This is a genomic window from Kitasatospora sp. NPDC059462, from assembly GCF_042749955.1.
GTDB lineage: Bacteria > Actinomycetota > Actinomycetes > Streptomycetales > Streptomycetaceae > Kitasatospora.
In genome coordinates this window covers 12,601-28,940 of sequence record NZ_JBHYUU010000004.1, presented here as the reverse complement: position 1 = coordinate 28,940, position 16,340 = coordinate 12,601, and the positions used below count along the sequence as shown (strand labels likewise).

The window sequence follows — 16,340 nt, the reverse complement described above, 5'->3', positions numbered from 1 at the left end:
GATTGCAAGAGTTGACTGACGTTGCGGCTCGAAACCGCAGGAACAAGCGGCGCGGTGCGAGCTGGGAGAGCGAGCTGCGCGACGGCCTCCGTGGTGCCGACCTCGACATCGAGCGTCTCCGGCTCGCGGGCAAGGACGACGAGGGGGACCACGTCGTCCGGTGGCTGGCGCCCATCCGGCGCCGGCCGTTCCTCGTCATCGAGGCCAAGAACGCCAAGTTCGAACCCGGGCAGTTCATCGGCGAGGCGCTCCGCGAGCGCCACAACTTCGCCGGACACCGCGGCCTCGATCCGGACGACGTGGACGTGGTCGTGGCGGTCCGCCGCCGAGGCGCGAGCTGGCGCAAGGCGTACGTCCTGACCACCGTCGAGGAGTACTTCGACCTCCCGCCGGAGGCGGCGTGATCGGACCTCGCGACGATGCCCTCGCGATCGACGCCTTCCTCGACGCCCTCGAAGACCCGGCCTTCGACGCCCGGCACCTGTTCGCGGTCGAAGAGCTCTTCGACATCGACATGGCTGACCTGGAGTGGATGCTCCCGTGAGGCTCAACCAGATCCCTGACAGCGGTCGCGAAGACGACCTGAGGCCGACGCTGGAAGCCGTCTTCGAGCACTACGGAGTCGACTTCAACCCGGAGCGCTCGATCGGCATGGCTCCGTGCCCCCTCCACGACGACCGCACCCCATCCCTCAGCTACCACCTCGACCGGCAGCTCTGGAAGTGCCACTCCTGCGGCGAGGGCGGGGATTCCTACAGCTTGATCATGATGAAGGAGAGCACCGACTTTGCCGGAGCGCGAACCACTGCGGCCTCTCTCGCCCTCGCAACGCGAGATGCTGGAGGAGGCAACCAGCAGCTATCAGGCAGCTCTTACGCCAGCCGCCGCACAGTACCTGGCCGATCGAGGGATCGGGCCGGCCGAGGCGGATACGTACCGGCTTGGCGTCGTCGCTGACCCCCACCCGGGCCACGGCCGCTACCGGAACATGTTGGCGATCCCCTACCTCGACCGCGACGGCCAGCCGCTGACGATCCGCTTCCGCTGCCTGGAGGAGCATCCCCACCGGGACCACGGACACGGCAAGTACAACACCCTCGCGGGCGACCCGCCCCGCATCTACGGCGTCGACTCGATCCACACCGCTGGCGACGAGATCCACCTCGCCGAAGGCGAGTTCGACCGGATCATCCTCCGCAAGGCCGGCTGGCCCGCAGTCGCAGCTCCCGGAGCCGAGATGTTCTTCGGCCGCCACCGCAGGATGCTCGCCGGCTTCTCCCGGGTCTGGATCTGGGGTGACCCCGACGACGCAGGCGCCAACTTCACCTCCAAGGTCTGCCGCGCGCTGCGGTCCGCCAAGGGGCTCCGGCTGCACGTCGGCGACGTGAGCGAGACCTACAAGGCCGGCGGCTTCCAGGCCCTCCACGACATCTACGAGAAGGAGCAGTCGAAGTGACCGAGACGACCACCAAGCGCCGCCCGGCGCGCAAGGACCCGACCACCGCAGTCCTGGCCGAGGTCCGAGCCGAGCGCCAGCTCCTGGGCGACGACCCCCGGCCGCTCGGCGGCGGCCTTCGACCCGACCGTGCCCGCCTTCACCACCGCCGCGAAGCCGACCGGTGGGCCGACATCGCCGCGACCCGCGGCCTCGCCGGCCGGCCGGGCTGGGACGCCGAACTCCTCGCCACCCTGAACGCCGCCATCGCCACCGCGGACACCGCCGTCGCCCGTGCCGGACTGGTTCAGGTTGCGGCGCTCGCCACGGCCGCCGTCGAGCAGCTCGATCAGGCGGCAGGATGAACATCTTCGAGGCCCTGGACGCCCCCGCCCCGGACGACCGCAAGGTGATCTACCCGGGCAAGATCCCAGCGAGCGGCCAGCCGCACTGGCTCCTCGTCGAGGACGAGGAAGAGGACGCACTGACCGTCGAACATACGGACGCATGCCTCAACGAGCGGGGCGACATCGGATGCGACGTCGCCTACCACGAGGACGAGGGGCTGGACTGGTGGTTCCGCCGAGCGGTTCCCGGCGACCAGCCGTCGTTCGACTCCATCGCGCTCCGCCCCGGCCGGTATCTGATCGAGGCCTGGTCGTCCCGCTCCTACTGCCACTACTACGGGACGTACGAGTACGACGGCGGCCTCGCCCTGGTCTACCCCGAGGAGGCCGAGTGACGAGTGTCCTGACCTGCCCCGACTTCTTGGAGGGACGCGGCTGCGGGCACATCCAACCCATCGTGGGCGATCTTCCCGGCGCGAGGGCGCGTCTGCGCGATCACCTCTCGGGCATGCACGGCGGCTCCGCCTGGTCTGAGACGGAGGCCAGGCAGGCTGTCGGCCGGGCCCAGCCGAGGCCCATGAGCAAGGTCCTGGAACTGCGCAACGAGGCACTTCGGGCCTACCGCGCTCGGCGGGGCTGGTGAGCACCGGCCTGCCGGGCACGCCCGGCCCCCGCCTCCAGTCCATCTGGGACGCCCTCTCCGGGCCCGAGAGGGAGGCGTTCGAACGACATCTCCTCCAGAACACCGTCGCCGAGGACATCGTCTGGATTCTCGGCCGACACGGACATCACGTGTCCGCCTCCACCATCCGCACCTACCGGCGCCGCCTGCGCCAGGAAGCGAGCCCGAGTGACTGACCTGCTCGACGAACTCCTCTCCAAGCCCGTCGGCCCGGCCGTCGCACCCCGCTCCGGACCGGCCGACTTCACCCGCCAGATCGAGGTGAGCGGCGACGCCGCCGAGATCACCGTCCAGGGCGCCGCCGACACCGTCACCGAGGACTCCGCCGCCGCCTACCTGCGAACCCAAGGCCTCGACCCGGCCGACTGGCAGGCCACGGGCTTCCGCAGCTCCGAATGGACGCTTCCGAACGGTGAGCTCGGCGTCTCCACGCGGTTCTCCTTCAGCCGCACCAAGAGCGCGGAAGGCGAACGCCCCCCGCTGGACGAGCTGCTGGCCGCCGTCGAGACGTACAGGCCGTGGGTGCCCCACGCATTGACCGGCGGCGACCACACGTACGTGATCGCGCTCGGCGACATGCAGTTCGGCAAGGTCGACGGCGACGGGCCAGCCGGCACCCTTCAGCGCACGATCGACTGCCTGAACCGCGCCGCCGACCTGCTGGAACTCTACCGAGGCCGCTTCAGCATCGGCCACGTCCACATCGGGTGGCTCGGCGATCACGTCGAAGGCTTCCAGTCCCAGGGCGGTGCAAACGCCTGGCGCACCCAGCTCACCCTCTCCGAGCAGATCCGGCTCACCCGCCGCGTGATGCTCCATGCGCTCCTCACGTACGCCCCGCTGGCTGAGCGAGTGACGATGGCCGCCGTCCCCGGCAACCACGGCGAAGCCGTACGGTTCGGCGGCAAGGGCGTGACCCGCTACGACGACTCGCACGACACCGAGTCGCTGATCGCGGTGAAGGACGCCGCCGCCCTGGCGCCCGAGAAGTTCCGACACGTCGAGTTCTTCGTACCGGACACCGACGAACTGACCGTGGTCGTCGACTGCTCGGGCACCACCGTGGCCCACGCCCACGGGCACCAGTGGCGGGCAGGCAAGCACTTCGACTGGTGGAAGGGGCAGGCGTTCAACAAGCACTCCGCGATGCACCAGGCCGATCTCCTGCTGGCCGGCCACCTTCACCACGAGCACGTGGACACCGACGGCCCGCGGACCTTCCTCCAGCCTCCCGCGATGGAGTCGGAGTCGACCTGGTGGCGGCACGCCAAGGGCACCACCGGCGCCCCCGGCCTGATGGTGGCGATCACCAAGGACGGCCACACCCCCGTCAAGGAGGTGGTCCGATGATGCTGCATCTCGCAGAACTCGAATCGGTCGAAGCTCCGGCGGTCGACTGGTCCGTGCTCTCCGAGCCGCAGGTCGACAGCGTCACCCAGGCGGTCGCCCGCTCGGTGTCGCGCGACTACGGGCTCACCCTGGAGTACGACGACGCGCTCCAGGAGGCCTACCTGGTGATGGCGGAGCGGGCACCACAGGCCCGCCAGGTGCTCTCCGACGGCGGCCCCGGTCTGCTGCACCGCTGGCTCGCCCAGCGCCTGCGGGACCGCTGGCTCACCGAAGCCCGCCGCCGGTCCAGTCACACCTCGTACGAGGCCGCCCGCCTGGCCGCCGAGAAGGCGGACCGGTGAGCGGCTACGACCGACGGCTCGTCGAGCACCTGCTTCCGGCCGTCTGGGACGCCGAGGCGGCGTACGGCATCCGCAACCCGCAGGCACCGGACGCAGACATGCCGAAGGGAACCGTCGACAAGAGGACCGCCGGCGCGCTGTTCGCCCACCTCGCCGACATCCGCCAGGGGTGGGCCACCGCGCCGCTCTCGCTCGGCGAGCGCCAGGCCCTCCTCCTGCGGTACGGCGCCGACCTCCCGGACGAGGAGGCCGGCGAGCTCCAAGGCGTCACCGGCCGAGGCGTCCGCTACCGGTGTGAGCGAGGAGTCGGAAAGATCACGGCCCACCTGAACGGGGTCCCGTACGTGGACGGCTACGACGAGCCAGCCGCGGAGGAGTGAACCAGCTAGGCCAGGGCCCCTGCTCCGTGAGCGGGGGCCCTTTGCCAGCCGTCAGGCCTCGCCGAACTCGCCGGTCTGAACACCAGCGACGAAGGCCCGCCAGGCGTTGACCGGGAACACAAGCGCAGGGCCGTTCGGGTCCTTAGAATCACGAACAGGGACGATGCCGGAGAAGTCGGCTGAGACTTCAACGCACGAACCGCCGTTGCCGCTGTGGCTCGATTTGAACCAAGACGCGCGGGAGAGGTCCGGGGCGATCATGGGTGCAGTTCCTTCCGTGCCTTGCGGATTAGGTCCAGGGATGCGGCTCTGGTCAGCGCATCCGCCTGGAGTCGATCGTAGGCCCGTTCCCATGCTCTGACCGTCTCGTCCGTGCGTACCACGTAGCCCTGTTCGGCCGACTCGGTGTAGCCCACCACCGATCGGTCGCTGAAGCTCAGCAGGGTGACGAAGGACCTGAACGGAGCGTGCTCGGCGAGAGTGAATGGCGATACCTGAAGCACCACGTGTGGCCGTGAGGCCATCTCCACCAGATGATCGAGCTGAGCACCCATGGTGGCATGATCGCCCACTGAACGTCGAATGCCACTCTCGTCTATCACCGCATGAATCTGAGGCGGAGAGGGCCGCTTGAGGAGACGCTGCCGGGTAACGAGGAACTTGACTCGCTCGTTGGCCTGGTCCGGGGTGCTGCTCCCGCGCTCCACTGCTGCAGCCTCAAGTGCTGAGGCGTAGGCGCGCGTCTGGAACAGTCCAGGAATCATGTTCGGTTCGAAGATCCGAATCTCAGCCGCGCGTGCTTCTTGAGCAGCATGCTCCGGGAACCCCTCGATGAAGCCCTTGTGCTTGAGGCCGATCCACATCAGTTCGAGTGTCTGCCCGGTCCCGAGTGCCAGGTCTGCCCTGACGACGAACTTGCGCGAGGTGGATTTGCGGCCCGTTTCTACGGCTGAGATGTAACTGTCGGAGTACCCGGTCTCCTCGGCCAACTGCCCCTGCGTCCACCCCCGAGCCTCCCGCGAACTGCGCAGTTGTGCACCAAAGGCCTCACGTGGCGATGACGTTGGGTCAAGTTCCTTACGGTTCATAGAGGATCACCAATTCCACTTTCCGTCAGGACAAGTTGAACAGTTGCCGAGCCTAGGCCACAGTGAGTCGCCCCGGTAGTGAAACGGCTACAGAAGGGAGCGGCCCCCATGGCCAGAACGTCGAACCGCGCCTATCGCCCCGTGGTGGGGGAGGTGGTGCAGGACCTGGCGAAGCGGACACCGAGCGGCAAGTCGGCTGAAGGCGTCTACATGGGGTCCTGGGGCGGAAAGTACTACCTCCGTCCCGAGGCCGGCGGGTGTGAGTGGGCCGCCAACCCGAACAAGGTCCTGGCGCTCGTTGAACCCCGATTCGTCAAGGTGCAACACCCGAGCCCGCCGCGCACATACGGCAAATCGATTGGAGAGGCCGCGTGAGGAGCCAACCGCGCCAGCAGAAACGCCGGTTGATCCATCTGGCCGCAGTGGCGATCAGCGCACTTCTCATTCGGTTCAGCGGCCGGGCCAGTCCGGCCCAGCCGCAACCGGTTGCCAGTCCTGACCGCCTGCCGCCCACCCCCTGCGACCACAACGACCGCCCCCACACCCCCGGCGAAGAGGCGGCGATTCCGAAGAAGTTCATCGAGGCCGTCGCGGCGAACCTGCCCGGGCCGAGACTCTGGCGGCTCGCCCCCTGCGTCCCCTGCGGCGGTCGACGAGCCCTGGTTGCCCCGGGCCTGGCGTATCCGGACGTCAACGGGAACTACGTCACGCTCCTGAGTTGCAGGGCGCATCACGAGAGGTTCCTCACCGCGATCTTCGAGATCAAGGATCTGGCGAACCGCTCGGAGAGGACGGTGCAGCCTCGGGCGCGGGAGGCGGTGCGTACGTGACCGGCCGGCCGCCCGACTTCGAGCAGCGGCTCGCCGCGTTGTACGCGAGCGCCGGGCTCCCCTCGGACGAGGAGGTCCGCGGACTCCAGCTCGGTCTGCGCGCCACGCTCGGCAGCATGACGTACCAGCGCCAGCGCCGCCGTTCGTCGGACTCGGCCGGTGTGGCCGTGTTTCGCACCGAGGCCGCCGAGGTCGACCACGAGGGATGCATCCTGCGTGTCCGGCGCCCTCCGGCCCCCGGACGCCGGTCGGCCTGACCCAAGCCCCCACCGCGCCACTGGCCGCCGGAGCAGCGCGGTGGGCACCAATGCCCGGAGGCGGCGAAGTTGGCGCTGAGCCCCTCCGGGAAGCTCCGGGCGATTCCTCCCGTGGGCGCCCCCCGCCGCCCGTCACCCCGGCGTTGGCGGCGGGGGGGGGGCTTCTCCCAGCCACCCTCTATGCGAATCGAGCCGTGATGGACGAGATTCTTGCCCTCCCGCCTCGTCGACGGCTGGGTCACCAGGCCCTCATCCTCAACTCCGCTGGCGCTGTGCTGCTGGTCGCGACGACGTATAGGCGCGGTCTTCTGCTGCCGGGCGGCAGCGCTGAGCGGGGAGAACTGCCGCACCTCGCGGTGAGGCGGCAGGTTGAGGCGGAGACTGGGCTCACCCTGCCGTTTCGGGATGTCCTCGCCGTCGACTACGTCGCCGCCCAGCGATACCCCGAGGGGGTCAACTTCGTCTACCTCGGAGGCATCTTGACGGAGGAGCAGGAGATGGTGGTCAGGCACCACTTTCCTTCCCCCATCGAGATCACTGACCTGTGCTGGAGGAGTCGGTCTGAGCTCTCGGCCGCGATGGAGGAGGACCAGCTTCGACGGGTCCAGCAGGCCTTGACCGCGCTCGACGCAGGCATGCGCCTGCCCATGCTCCTGCGCGGCGTCCCGGCTGGCGGCTGACCCATCCAAGACTCCGGCAGGCCGGCCTCCTCCCCCACGCTGCTGGCCTGCCGGATACCGCCCCCGCCTCGTCGCCTGACACTCGACGGGGCCCTTGAGACTCCGGTGGAGGACCTGACCTCCGACCGGAAACCCCGCCCCGGTGGCGTGACGGTGGTCACCGCGGATGACTGGGGCGGGTCCAGGCCCCGGCTGTGGGGCCGGGAAGGTGCACCGCCGGCCGGACGGAGGTCTTCGTCAAACCGGCGGTGCACACCGCACTCAACGAACCCTCCGCTGACCTCCGCCCGCAGTCGTACAGCGCAGCAGCCGGGCGGAACGCCCCAGACCGGCCATTCCTCACAAGGCATGACCTGGGGCGGGCCCCGGTACAACGGCGTGCCGGGGCACCACCACAAGGACTCCCCTTCGAACCCGCTGGAGGGGAGTCGGGAGAGGAGAAGCCATGTCCCCTTTCGACGCTTTGATGGCCATCGGGTTGGACCCCGGGCCCAACGACGCCATCATCGACCTCCCGGACCCCCTGGTAGACGCTCTGATCACAACCGGGAGGTTGCTCCCGGCCTGGGAGATGCAGGGCACCTTCCTGGCGGACTCCGCGGTCGAGCAGTACCGGTCCAGGCTGGCCTCGATCCCGGAGCTCGCCGAGATCCTCGTCTCTCTGCGCGCCACGCTGAGCAGCACGGGCTCCGGTTACGCCGTCGTGCGCCTGGGATGCGTCGCCCCGGCCCTGGGCGAGGGCCAGTTTCTGCGCCTCGTGACGGCGATCCTCGCCGAAGTCGCCGTGCCGTTCCAGCCCTTGCAGCGGTACGAGCTGTGGAAGCCGATCGGCACCCAGCCCGGCAAAGACCCCAACATGACCAGCGGGACGGGCTACCAGGCGCACCACATCGACCTGGTCAACGCGACGATGCCACCGGACTACACGGCGCTCCTGTGCGTCCGGCCTGACCCGCTCGGCGGAGGCGCGAGCATCGTCTCCGACGCCCGCGCTGCCGTGGGGCGGCTGACGAAGGCCAGCCGCGAGCTGCTGTCCGAGCAGGTGTTCACCTACGGCCGGTTCTTCGAGCTGTCCGGCGTCGGCGAGGAGTTCCGTCCGTTCCCGGTCCTGGACGGCAAACCCCACGACCGGGGCTTCGTCCGTTTCACCGGCAAGATGCTCACCCGGTCCGGCCTGGACGAGCCGCATGCCGGCGCGGCCCAGGAGTTGGCGTCGCAGCTGATCGCCGGACAGGAGGTCTTCACCCTCAGGGGCGGCGACCTCCTGTTCCTGAACCACCACCGCGTGCTACACGGCCGTCAGGCGTTGGGCGAAGGACAGCACGACGTGGCGCCGGAGGCTCGCAGGCTGCTTCTTCAGGCGTTCCTGCGGGACGTCGGCAAGCCGAGCTAAATCCGCGACTTCCGCACGCTGGCCCACGTCGCCCCGGCCAGCGCCCCGACCGACCGGATGACCGACAACCCTTCGTGCCGACGGTACAGCTCCCAGTTGTACGGGACCAGTGACAGCTTGTTGCTGGACAACGACCCCGCGCGGCCGGACCGGTAGACCGCCAGCGGCTCCGACAGCCCCCACGCCTCGACGCCGTCACGCATGATCGACAGCCACAGCGCGTAGTCCTGCCGCCGCCGCATCTCCGGCATCAACCGCGTGCCCAGCACCTTCCGGGAGTACATCGCGGTCAGGCACCCGATATGGTCCTGCAACAGCATCGCCCGATGGGTGACCCGATCGCGCGCCCGAACCACCCGTCCGTTCGGAACGAAGTCGGCAGCCTCGCCGGCGTACTCGGCGTCCATCTTGTAATACGAGGTGTACGTGAGAAGTGCGCCGGCGGTGGCTCCCAGGTCGAGCTGCTTCTCCACCTTCCCCGGCAGCCACAAGTCATCGGCGTCCAGGAAGGCGATCCACTCCCCCCGGGCGCGCTGCATCGCGAGGTTGCGCGCCCGACCCGCCCCGCCCTGCTCAGGCGCTGCCTGCGGCAGGACCCGCTCATCCTGCCGGGCAAGCTCCAGAAGCAGGTCCCAGGAGTCATCGGTGGACGCGTCGTCGGTGATCAGCACCTCCACGTCGCTGTGCGTCTGCGCGAGCACCGATCGAACCGCGGGGCCGACGGTGGAGGCCGAGTTATGTACCGGCATCACGACAGACACGAGCGGCACAGCTGCTCCTTTACCTGGTTGGAGTCGTCATGAAGGTTGTTGTCGCGGGACAAGGCTATGTCGGTCTGCCGCTTGCTGTGCGGGCCGCCGAAAGGGGCCATCGCGTTGTCGGCTACGACGTGGACCAGCACCGTACCAAGCAGCTCGCCGCCGGTGAGTCGTTCGTACAGGACGTGACCTCCGCCCGGCTGCGCGCGGTGCTGGACGCCGGGACCTACTCCGTGACCGCCGACGCTGTCACGCTGGCCGGCGGCTACGACATAGCGCTGATCACCGTGCCGACGCCGCTCCGCGACGGCGCGCCGGACCTCTCCTTCGTCGAGTCCTGCGCCCGGACGCTGGGCGAACACCTGCGCTCCGGCGCGACCGTGGTCCTGGAGTCCACCAGCTACCCGGGCACCACGCGGGAACTGCTGGTACCGATCCTGGAGGGGGCGTCGGGCCTGCGGGCCGGGGACTTCCTGGCCGGGTTCAGCCCCGAGCGGATCACCCCCGGCAGCAAGCGGTTCTCGTTCGAGGAGACGCCCAAGCTGGTGTCCGGGATCAACGCGAAGTCCCTCGACGCCATCAAGGGCTTCTACGACACCTTGTTCGACATCACGGTGCCGGTCTCCAGTCCCGAGGTCGCCGAGATGGCCAAGCTGCTGGAGAACACGTTCCGGCTGGTGAACATCTCCATGATCAACGAACTGGCGATGCTCGCCCATTCCCTCGGCGTGAACGTCTGGGAGGCGATCGATGCCGCCGCGACCAAGCCGTTCGGCTTCACCCGCTTCACCCCCGGGCCGGGAGTCGGCGGACACTGCCTGCCCATCGACCCGGTGTTCCTCTCCTGGAAGGCCGAGCGGGAGACGGGCACCCCCTTCCGGTTCGTGGAACTCGCCACCGAAGTGAACCGCCACATGCCCGAGTACGTCGTCGAACGCCTCCTGGACGCCCTCTACAGGCGGCGGATTCCCGTTGACGGGGCCCGGGTTCTGCTGCTCGGCCTCACCTACAAGGTGAACGCAACGGACCTTCGGGAATCGCCGTCCCTGCGGGTGGCCGCCCTTCTGCGCGACCTGGGTGCCGACGTGCGCGGCGCCGACCCCAACCTTCCCGAGGGCGCCCACGCGGACCCGGCCGTGCTCCGGGTGGACGCGAGCCTGGACGAGATCGCCGGTGCCGACGCGGTGGTGCTGCTCATGGACCACGCCCTCTTCGACCTCGACATGGTCCAGGAACACGCGGCTTACGTTCTCGACTGCCGAAACCGGCTGTCGGGTGCGAACGTCGAGGTCCTCTAGCCCCGGACTCCCTGCCGCCTTCCACTTCCAGGAGCTCCCTTGCGCGCCGAATGGGAACAGGCCCACACGGACTTCACGCTGCCCGTGCAGCGTCGCGCCCCCGCCTCGCTGGTCGACAGCGAAAGCGACTGGCGCCAGTACCTGGAGACGACGCCCAATGGGTGGCTGCTCCGGCGCAACGCCCTGACCGAGGCCCTGGTGAGCGGCCGGCCGTTGCACCTGCTGCACACCACCCGAGGCCTGGACGCCATCCAGGCCGGCCGACAGTTCCACGTCTCCTCCGGCTGTCTGGTCGGGGCCCTGTACTGCTCACCCCTCACCGCCGAGCGTGAGGGGCTGCGACCCCACAACCTCGGGGCCTACTTGATGGAGACGAAGCCCTCCACTCGGCCCTTGATCTTCGAGGTCGCCCCGGACGCCCCGATCCGGCCCCTTGGCGTGGACTACCTGCATCTCGGCGCGGTCCACCTGCGGATCTACCGGCTGTACCAGAGCTTCCTCACCCCGGCCGAGACCGGCCGGATCGACCGGATCGTGCTGGCCGGTCTGCGCGGGGCCGCCGAGTTCCTCGACCTCGCCCTTCGCAACGCCTCCGGCCGTCCCACTGCGGCGCCGGAGTTCATCGACCGCCTGTCCGAGGCCGTGGTTATGGTGCCGTTCCTCGGCTACCTGTACTTCGAGGTGCTGTCCGAGTACCTGATGCTCCATTCCACCACCCCCGAGACCAAGTCCCTCGCCCAGGCCGGGGAGCTGAACTGCCGGCTCTACAAGTCGCTGGCGTTCTCCGCGGTGGAGACCATGGGCAAACTGTTCGACCTGTCCCGCTTCGCACCGCGTCACGACCGGCTCGTCCGGCTGATCAGCGGGATCGAACCAGGTCTCAGCGAGGGGGCCCCCGAGTACGTACGGCGGCGGCTGTCCCACCTTCTCGCCCGGACTGCGTTGCACCCGCTTCAGGACGCGGCGGCGGTCAGTTTCCAGGGCGCCGATCTCAGGACCGTTCAGGAGTTCGCACCGGGACTGATCGGCCAGATGCTCTTCCGCGAGGTCCGCTACCTCCCCCGCTACGGGGAGCTGTACCACTACTTCGAGAAGGCCAAGGCCCTTGAGGCCTGGGCCTTCTGGAATCAGCACGGAATTCCCACGCCCTTCAATGGAATCCTCCCCAAAGGGGAAATCGGGATTCAGCCCGCCTACCCCAGGGCATTGGTCCGCGTGTGGACAGCGGAGCGGGACGCCAGGGGCTTTCTACATCCGGTCGCGGAAATCCAGGCCGCTGTCACACCCCACCTGGCGTCGTGGTGGGCGCCTCCCCGTCAGCGCGAGATGAACGAGGTAGCCGCATGACCGCCAAGCTCCGCATTCTGACCGGCATCAATCGGCCTTCCGGGCCGTCGTCCGGGAGCACGATCATCGTGAACGACATCTACGGCGCAATGCCGGGCTTCAGCACGACGTTCCTCGGCCGGGAACCGGTCGATCCGGCCTGGAACTACTCGTTCGACGAACTGATCCCCCTGACCACGCCGAAGCGCCCCCAGGGCCCCGAATTCGACGCCTACCTCGCTCGGCTGACCCGCGAGGTCGGTGCGCTCATCGAGCAGATCCGCCCCGACGTGATCCACGCCCAGAACCCCGGGTTCGCCCTCAGTCTGGCGCTCGTCCAAGCTGCTGGCAGCATCCCGGTGATCTCCGTCGCCCACGGCCCGGAGGTGATCGTCGCTGAGCGCAACGAGCGGGACCGCGGACTGCTTCGCGAGGTCGTCGCCGCGAGCGCCTGGGTCGTGGCGCCGACCGCCGCCCTCGCCGGCCGGATCGATCAGCTCACCGGGAGGCGGCACGTCGACCGGATCGCCGTGATTCCCTGGGGCATCCCTTTAAACGACGTCCGAGTACGCGACTACCCGTCCACCGGCACCGGACCGCTGTCACTGGTGTACGCCGGGCGCCTGGACGCCAACAAGTCCGCGGTGACCGGCATCGAGGCCGTCGCGATGACAAGCCAGCCGCACCGGCTGACCATCATCGGCCAGGGCCCCGAGGAGAAAGCGCTGCGCGGGCGCGTTCGTGCCCTCGGCATCCAAGAACGGGTGGAGTTCGTGCCCTTCCTGCCCCGCCATGAGCTGTGGCTTCGCCTTCGCGAGTTCGACGCCTTGGTGTTCACAACCGCCGGCTCGGAGGCATTCGGCCTGGTGGCCGTCGAGGCACAGGCCCACGGCCTCCCCGTCGCCCACGCGAACCTGCCCGGAATCGCGGAGACGCTGCGTTACGCGGGCAGCCCGTTCACAGCGGGCAACCCGGCGAGCCTGGCGTCCGCACTCGACGAGCTGGCCCGTGACGTTCACTGGCGCAACGCCCTGATCCGAGCCGGACTGGACAACGCGCGCCGGTACGACATCGCCAGCACTGCGGAGCGCCTGGCAGCCCTGACCGCCGGAGTCAGCACGAAGTCAGCACCGGACGGCTGACGAGGGGTGATCAGGGGTGTCTCCAAGTCAGCACCAAGTCAGCACGGGAGCAACGAGGGGGCCTGAACCGAAAGGAACAGACCCCCTCTGACCTGCATGTTTGCCAGATCAGCACTTCCGTGCTATGTCACCCGTCACACGTTGAAGCGGAACTCCACGACGTCGCCGTCCTGCATGACGTACTCCTTGCCCTCGATGCGGGCCTTGCCCTTGGAGCGGGCCTCGGGGAGGGAGCCGGTCTCGACGAGGTCGGTGAAGGAGATGACCTCGGCCTTGATGAAGCCCTTCTGGAAGTCGGTGTGGATCACACCGGCGGCCTCGGGGGCGGTGGCGCCCTTCTTGATGGTCCAGGCGCGGGCTTCCTTGGGGCCGGCGGTGAGGTAGGTCTGCAGGCCGAGGGTGTCGAAGCCGACGCGGGCGAGGGTGGCGAGGCCGGGCTCGTCCTGGCCCATCGACTGGAGGAGCTCCAGGGCCTCGGCGTCGTCCAGCTCGATCAGCTCGGACTCGATCTTGGCGTTGAGGAAGATCGCCTCGGCCGGGGCGACCAGCTCGCGCTGGGCCTCCTTGAAGGCCTCGTCGCCCAGCTCGTCCTCGTCCACGTTGAAGACGTAGAGGAAGGGCTTGGCGGTCAGCAGGTGCAGCTCGCGGATCGGGGCGGTGTCGAAGCCGGCCTCGAAGAGGGTCTTGCCGGTCTCCAGGATCGCCTGGGCGGCCTCGGCGGCGGCCAGGACGGGGGCGGTGTCCTTCTTGAGGCGCGCCTCCTTCTGGAGCCGGGGCAGGACCTTCTCGATGGTCTGGAGGTCGGCCAGGATCAGCTCGGTGTGGATGGTCTCGATGTCGTCCTTCGGGGACACCTTGCCGTCCACGTGGACCACGTCGGGGTCGGTGAAGGCGCGCACGACCTGGCAGATGGCGTCCGACTCGCGGATGTTCGCGAGGAACTTGTTGCCCAGGCCCTCGCCCTCGCTGGCGCCGCGCACGATGCCCGCGATGTCGACGAAGTCGACGGTGGCCGGGAGGATGCGCTGCGAGCCGAAGATCTCGGCGAGCTTGTTCAGCCGCTCGTCCGGGACGCCGACGACGCCGACGTTGGGCTCGATGGTGGCGAACGGGTAGTTGGCCGCCAGCACGTCGTTCTTGGTCAGGGCGTTGAACAGGGTCGACTTGCCGACGTTCGGCAGGCCGACGATTCCGATCGTGAGCGACATGAAGCGCAGTCCCGTGGGCTTGGAGGAGTTGGGCGGCCCGTCCACCGGACCGATCCCCCAGTCTACGGGCAGCCGCTCGGACGTCCGCCGCCCCCGGCGAGCGCGTCCGGGCCGTCGGGGCCGCCCACCGGGAATCCCGGACGGCCCCGGCGGGAGGCCGGCCCGGCGCGGCGGGGGCGTTCGAACGAGAAGCCGCTGGTCATCCCTTCCCTCCGGGCAGTTGAGCGACGGTCACACCAATACGCCGTCCGGGGACACGGACCAAGCCCCGACGGCCCATTACACAGTGTGGCGATGATCGGACCGTACGTTGGGTGGGTGGAGCAGAGCATCCGTACCCAGCCGCCAGGGCCCAGACGCCGACCGCCGAACGGCGCGGCCGGGGCCGCCGTCCCCGGGCCGGGCCGGGCCCGCGAGAGCGCGGGGGAACCGGCCTCCCCGGCCGGGAAGGCCCGGGGGAAGACCGCCGGGAAGACCCCGGGCAAGGCCGCGGGACGGGGCGCCGGCCCCGGGTCCCGGCTACGCCCCGTGTCCGGGCCCCCGGACCGGCCCCGGATCGCCGGGCGGCTCTACGGGCGGCGGCGCACCGGCCGGCCCGCCCGGCTGACCGCGGTCGGCACCGGCGTGGCCGCCCTGGTGGCGACGCTGGCGGTGGCGGGCCTGGACCGGCTGGCCTTCGGCGGGATCGGGATCCTGTTCGGCGTCGGCTACCTGCTGGTCTGCTTCCAGCTGGCGGTCCGGGTCCGGTACGCGGACCTGCTGGCCGCGCCGATCAGCGGGCCGATCGCCTTCGCCGCCGCGCTGCTGCTGTTCGGGCCGGTCACCTCCACCGGGGTGACGGCGCAGCTGGTGGCGCTGGCGACCAACCTGGCCACCCGTTCCGGCTGGCTGTTCACGGGCACCGGTCTTGCTGCCGCGATCGTGCTGGCCCGGTTCGTCGCCCAGCGCCAGATCCACCGCGCGCGCTGATCCTCCGCTCGCGCGGTGGATCCGGCGCGCGGCGGTGGGTCCGGCGCGCGCGGCGGACCGGGCGACCGGTTCAGCCGCCGGCGCGGGCCGCCGCCATGGCCGCGCCGACGATGCCGGCGTCGTTGCGCAGTTCCGCCGGGACGACCCGCGCCCCGCGCTCGCGCAGCAGCGGCAGGAACTTCTCGTGCTTGCGGCTCACCCCGCCGCCGATCACGATCAGCTGCGGCGAGAACAGCTTCTCCACCAGGTCCAGGTACTCGTCCACCCGTTCGGCCCACTGCGGCCAGCTCAGCCCGTGCCGCTCCCTGGCCGCCGAGGAGGCCCGCCGTTCGGCGTCCTTGCCGCGCAGCTCCAGGTGGCCCAGTTCGGTGTTGGGCACCAGCACGCCGTCCACGAACAGGGCGCTGCCGATGCCGGTGCCGAAGGTCAGGACCAGGACCACGCCCGCCTGACCGCGCCCGGCGCCGTGGGCGGTCTCGGCGAGGCCGGCCGCGTCGGCGTCGTTGAGCACCACGGCCGGCAGGTCCAGCGCCTCGCGGAACAGGCCGGCGGCGTCCAGGCCGACCCAGCCCTTGTCGACGTTGGCGGCGGTCGTGGTGCGCCCGTCGACGACCACGCCGGGGAAGGTCAGGCCCACCGGGCCCCGGTGGCCGAAGTGGCGGACCACCTCGCGGACGGCGGCGACCACCGCCTCCGGGGCGGAGGGCTGCGGGGTGAGGACCTTGTGCCGCTCCTGGGCGAGCACGCCCCGGGCGAGGTCGACGGGGGCCCCCTTGATGCCCGACCCGCCGATGTCCACACCGAATACCGCCGTCATGACGACCGCCCTCCGCCGAAGTTGTCCACAGGCCTGTGC

Annotated in this window: 24 protein-coding genes; 19 read left to right on the top strand and 5 right to left on the bottom strand. The window is 69.6% G+C overall.

From position 1 onward, the window contains the following. Positions 1–11 precede the first annotated feature (11 nt). The 10 genes from ACFXAM_RS01990 (at position 12) to ACFXAM_RS01945 (ending at position 4,535) form a co-directional block, all read left to right on the top strand. On the top strand, positions 12–404 hold the full coding sequence (locus tag ACFXAM_RS01990) for a hypothetical protein (RefSeq protein WP_380287036.1): 393 nt from the start codon (positions 12–14) through the stop codon (positions 402–404). Further along, entirely contained in the window at positions 401–544 is a 144-nt protein-coding gene (locus ACFXAM_RS01985) for a hypothetical protein (RefSeq protein ID WP_380287035.1), read from the top strand. Before ACFXAM_RS01990 ends, ACFXAM_RS01985 begins: the two co-directional genes overlap by 4 nt. Next, positions 541–957: a CHC2 zinc finger domain-containing protein gene (locus ACFXAM_RS01980; RefSeq protein WP_380287034.1), complete on the top strand. Its 417-nt coding sequence runs from the start codon at positions 541–543 to the stop codon at positions 955–957. The genes ACFXAM_RS01985 and ACFXAM_RS01980 overlap by 4 nt, the downstream gene beginning before the upstream one ends. Before the next feature lie 31 nt (positions 958–988). After that, complete coding sequence (locus tag ACFXAM_RS01975) at positions 989–1,456, top strand: toprim domain-containing protein (RefSeq protein ID WP_380287033.1); 468 nt, start codon at positions 989–991, stop codon at positions 1,454–1,456. Continuing rightward, complete coding sequence (locus ACFXAM_RS01970) at positions 1,453–1,800, top strand: hypothetical protein (protein ID WP_380287032.1); 348 nt, start codon at positions 1,453–1,455, stop codon at positions 1,798–1,800. Before ACFXAM_RS01975 ends, ACFXAM_RS01970 begins: the two co-directional genes overlap by 4 nt. Then, positions 1,797–2,177, top strand: coding sequence for a hypothetical protein (locus ACFXAM_RS01965; protein ID WP_380287031.1), 381 nt, complete (start codon positions 1,797–1,799; stop codon positions 2,175–2,177). The genes ACFXAM_RS01970 and ACFXAM_RS01965 overlap by 4 nt, the downstream gene beginning before the upstream one ends. A 244-nt stretch (positions 2,178–2,421) precedes the next feature. Further along, positions 2,422–2,640 (top strand): hypothetical protein, encoded by a 219-nt coding sequence (locus ACFXAM_RS01960; RefSeq protein ID WP_380287030.1) that lies wholly within the window; start codon positions 2,422–2,424, stop codon positions 2,638–2,640. Continuing rightward, the gene (locus tag ACFXAM_RS01955) at positions 2,633–3,814 is read left to right on the top strand and encodes a hypothetical protein (protein WP_380287029.1); all 1,182 of its coding nucleotides are present in this window, start codon (positions 2,633–2,635) and stop codon (positions 3,812–3,814) included. The genes ACFXAM_RS01960 and ACFXAM_RS01955 overlap by 8 nt, the downstream gene beginning before the upstream one ends. Next, the gene (locus tag ACFXAM_RS01950; RefSeq protein WP_380287028.1) at positions 3,811–4,155 is read left to right on the top strand and encodes a hypothetical protein; all 345 of its coding nucleotides are present in this window, start codon (positions 3,811–3,813) and stop codon (positions 4,153–4,155) included. The genes ACFXAM_RS01955 and ACFXAM_RS01950 overlap by 4 nt, the downstream gene beginning before the upstream one ends. Then, a complete protein-coding gene (locus tag ACFXAM_RS01945; protein WP_380287027.1) occupies positions 4,152–4,535 on the top strand; it encodes a hypothetical protein in 384 nt (127 codons plus the stop codon). The genes ACFXAM_RS01950 and ACFXAM_RS01945 overlap by 4 nt, the downstream gene beginning before the upstream one ends. Positions 4,536–4,586: 51 nt before the next feature. Here the strand turns inward: ACFXAM_RS01945 and ACFXAM_RS01940 are convergent, their stop codons facing one another. Further along, a complete protein-coding gene (locus tag ACFXAM_RS01940) occupies positions 4,587–4,796 on the bottom strand; it encodes a DUF397 domain-containing protein (RefSeq protein WP_380287026.1) in 210 nt (69 codons plus the stop codon). Then, positions 4,793–5,623, bottom strand: coding sequence for a helix-turn-helix domain-containing protein (locus tag ACFXAM_RS01935; RefSeq protein ID WP_380287025.1), 831 nt, complete (start codon positions 5,621–5,623; stop codon positions 4,793–4,795). The genes ACFXAM_RS01940 and ACFXAM_RS01935 overlap by 4 nt, the downstream gene beginning before the upstream one ends. Positions 5,624–5,731: 108 nt before the next feature. Here ACFXAM_RS01935 and ACFXAM_RS01930 point away from each other — a divergent pair, with 108 nt between their 5' ends. The 5 genes from ACFXAM_RS01930 to ACFXAM_RS01910 all read left to right on the top strand — a co-directional run bounded on the left by ACFXAM_RS01930 (position 5,732) and on the right by ACFXAM_RS01910 (position 8,783). Further along, entirely contained in the window at positions 5,732–5,998 is a 267-nt protein-coding gene (locus tag ACFXAM_RS01930) for a hypothetical protein (protein ID WP_380287024.1), read from the top strand. After that, the gene (locus ACFXAM_RS01925) at positions 5,995–6,453 is read left to right on the top strand and encodes a hypothetical protein (RefSeq protein WP_380287023.1); all 459 of its coding nucleotides are present in this window, start codon (positions 5,995–5,997) and stop codon (positions 6,451–6,453) included. The genes ACFXAM_RS01930 and ACFXAM_RS01925 overlap by 4 nt, the downstream gene beginning before the upstream one ends. Further along, entirely contained in the window at positions 6,450–6,710 is a 261-nt protein-coding gene (locus tag ACFXAM_RS01920) for a hypothetical protein (RefSeq protein WP_380287022.1), read from the top strand. Before ACFXAM_RS01925 ends, ACFXAM_RS01920 begins: the two co-directional genes overlap by 4 nt. 197 nt (positions 6,711–6,907) lie before the next feature. Next, positions 6,908–7,390, top strand: coding sequence for an NUDIX domain-containing protein (locus tag ACFXAM_RS01915; RefSeq protein WP_380287021.1), 483 nt, complete (start codon positions 6,908–6,910; stop codon positions 7,388–7,390). 445 nt (positions 7,391–7,835) lie between these two features. After that, on the top strand, positions 7,836–8,783 hold the full coding sequence (locus tag ACFXAM_RS01910) for a TauD/TfdA family dioxygenase (RefSeq protein ID WP_380287020.1): 948 nt from the start codon (positions 7,836–7,838) through the stop codon (positions 8,781–8,783). On the opposite strand, the gene ACFXAM_RS01905 is transcribed toward ACFXAM_RS01910, so the two are convergent. Continuing rightward, positions 8,780–9,553, bottom strand: a complete 774-nt coding sequence (locus ACFXAM_RS01905) for a glycosyltransferase family 2 protein (RefSeq protein WP_380287019.1) — start codon at positions 9,551–9,553, stop codon at positions 8,780–8,782. The genes ACFXAM_RS01910 and ACFXAM_RS01905 overlap by 4 nt on opposite strands. A 29-nt stretch (positions 9,554–9,582) precedes the next feature. Here ACFXAM_RS01905 and ACFXAM_RS01900 point away from each other — a divergent pair, with 29 nt between their 5' ends. From ACFXAM_RS01900 to ACFXAM_RS01890, 3 genes are read left to right on the top strand one after another with little or no spacing between them, the layout of a single operon-like run. Further along, complete coding sequence (locus tag ACFXAM_RS01900) at positions 9,583–10,839, top strand: nucleotide sugar dehydrogenase (RefSeq protein ID WP_380287018.1); 1,257 nt, start codon at positions 9,583–9,585, stop codon at positions 10,837–10,839. Positions 10,840–10,878: 39 nt separating this feature from the next. Then, positions 10,879–12,186, top strand: coding sequence for a hypothetical protein (locus tag ACFXAM_RS01895; RefSeq protein WP_380287017.1), 1,308 nt, complete (start codon positions 10,879–10,881; stop codon positions 12,184–12,186). Beyond that, on the top strand, positions 12,183–13,307 hold the full coding sequence (locus ACFXAM_RS01890) for a glycosyltransferase family 4 protein (protein WP_380287016.1): 1,125 nt from the start codon (positions 12,183–12,185) through the stop codon (positions 13,305–13,307). The genes ACFXAM_RS01895 and ACFXAM_RS01890 overlap by 4 nt, the downstream gene beginning before the upstream one ends. A gap of 134 nt (positions 13,308–13,441) precedes the next feature. On the opposite strand, the gene ychF is transcribed toward ACFXAM_RS01890, so the two are convergent. Continuing rightward, complete coding sequence (gene ychF, locus ACFXAM_RS01885) at positions 13,442–14,515, bottom strand: redox-regulated ATPase YchF (protein ID WP_380287135.1); 1,074 nt, start codon at positions 14,513–14,515, stop codon at positions 13,442–13,444. 528 nt (positions 14,516–15,043) lie between these two features. Here ychF and ACFXAM_RS01880 point away from each other — a divergent pair. After that, positions 15,044–15,484, top strand: coding sequence for a DUF6542 domain-containing protein (locus tag ACFXAM_RS01880; RefSeq protein WP_380287015.1), 441 nt, complete (start codon positions 15,044–15,046; stop codon positions 15,482–15,484). A gap of 70 nt (positions 15,485–15,554) precedes the next feature. Here ACFXAM_RS01880 and ppgK read toward each other — a convergent pair whose 3' ends face one another. Next, positions 15,555–16,301 (bottom strand): polyphosphate--glucose phosphotransferase, encoded by a 747-nt coding sequence (ppgK, locus tag ACFXAM_RS01875; RefSeq protein ID WP_380287014.1) that lies wholly within the window; start codon positions 16,299–16,301, stop codon positions 15,555–15,557. Positions 16,302–16,340: the final 39 nt, after the last annotated feature.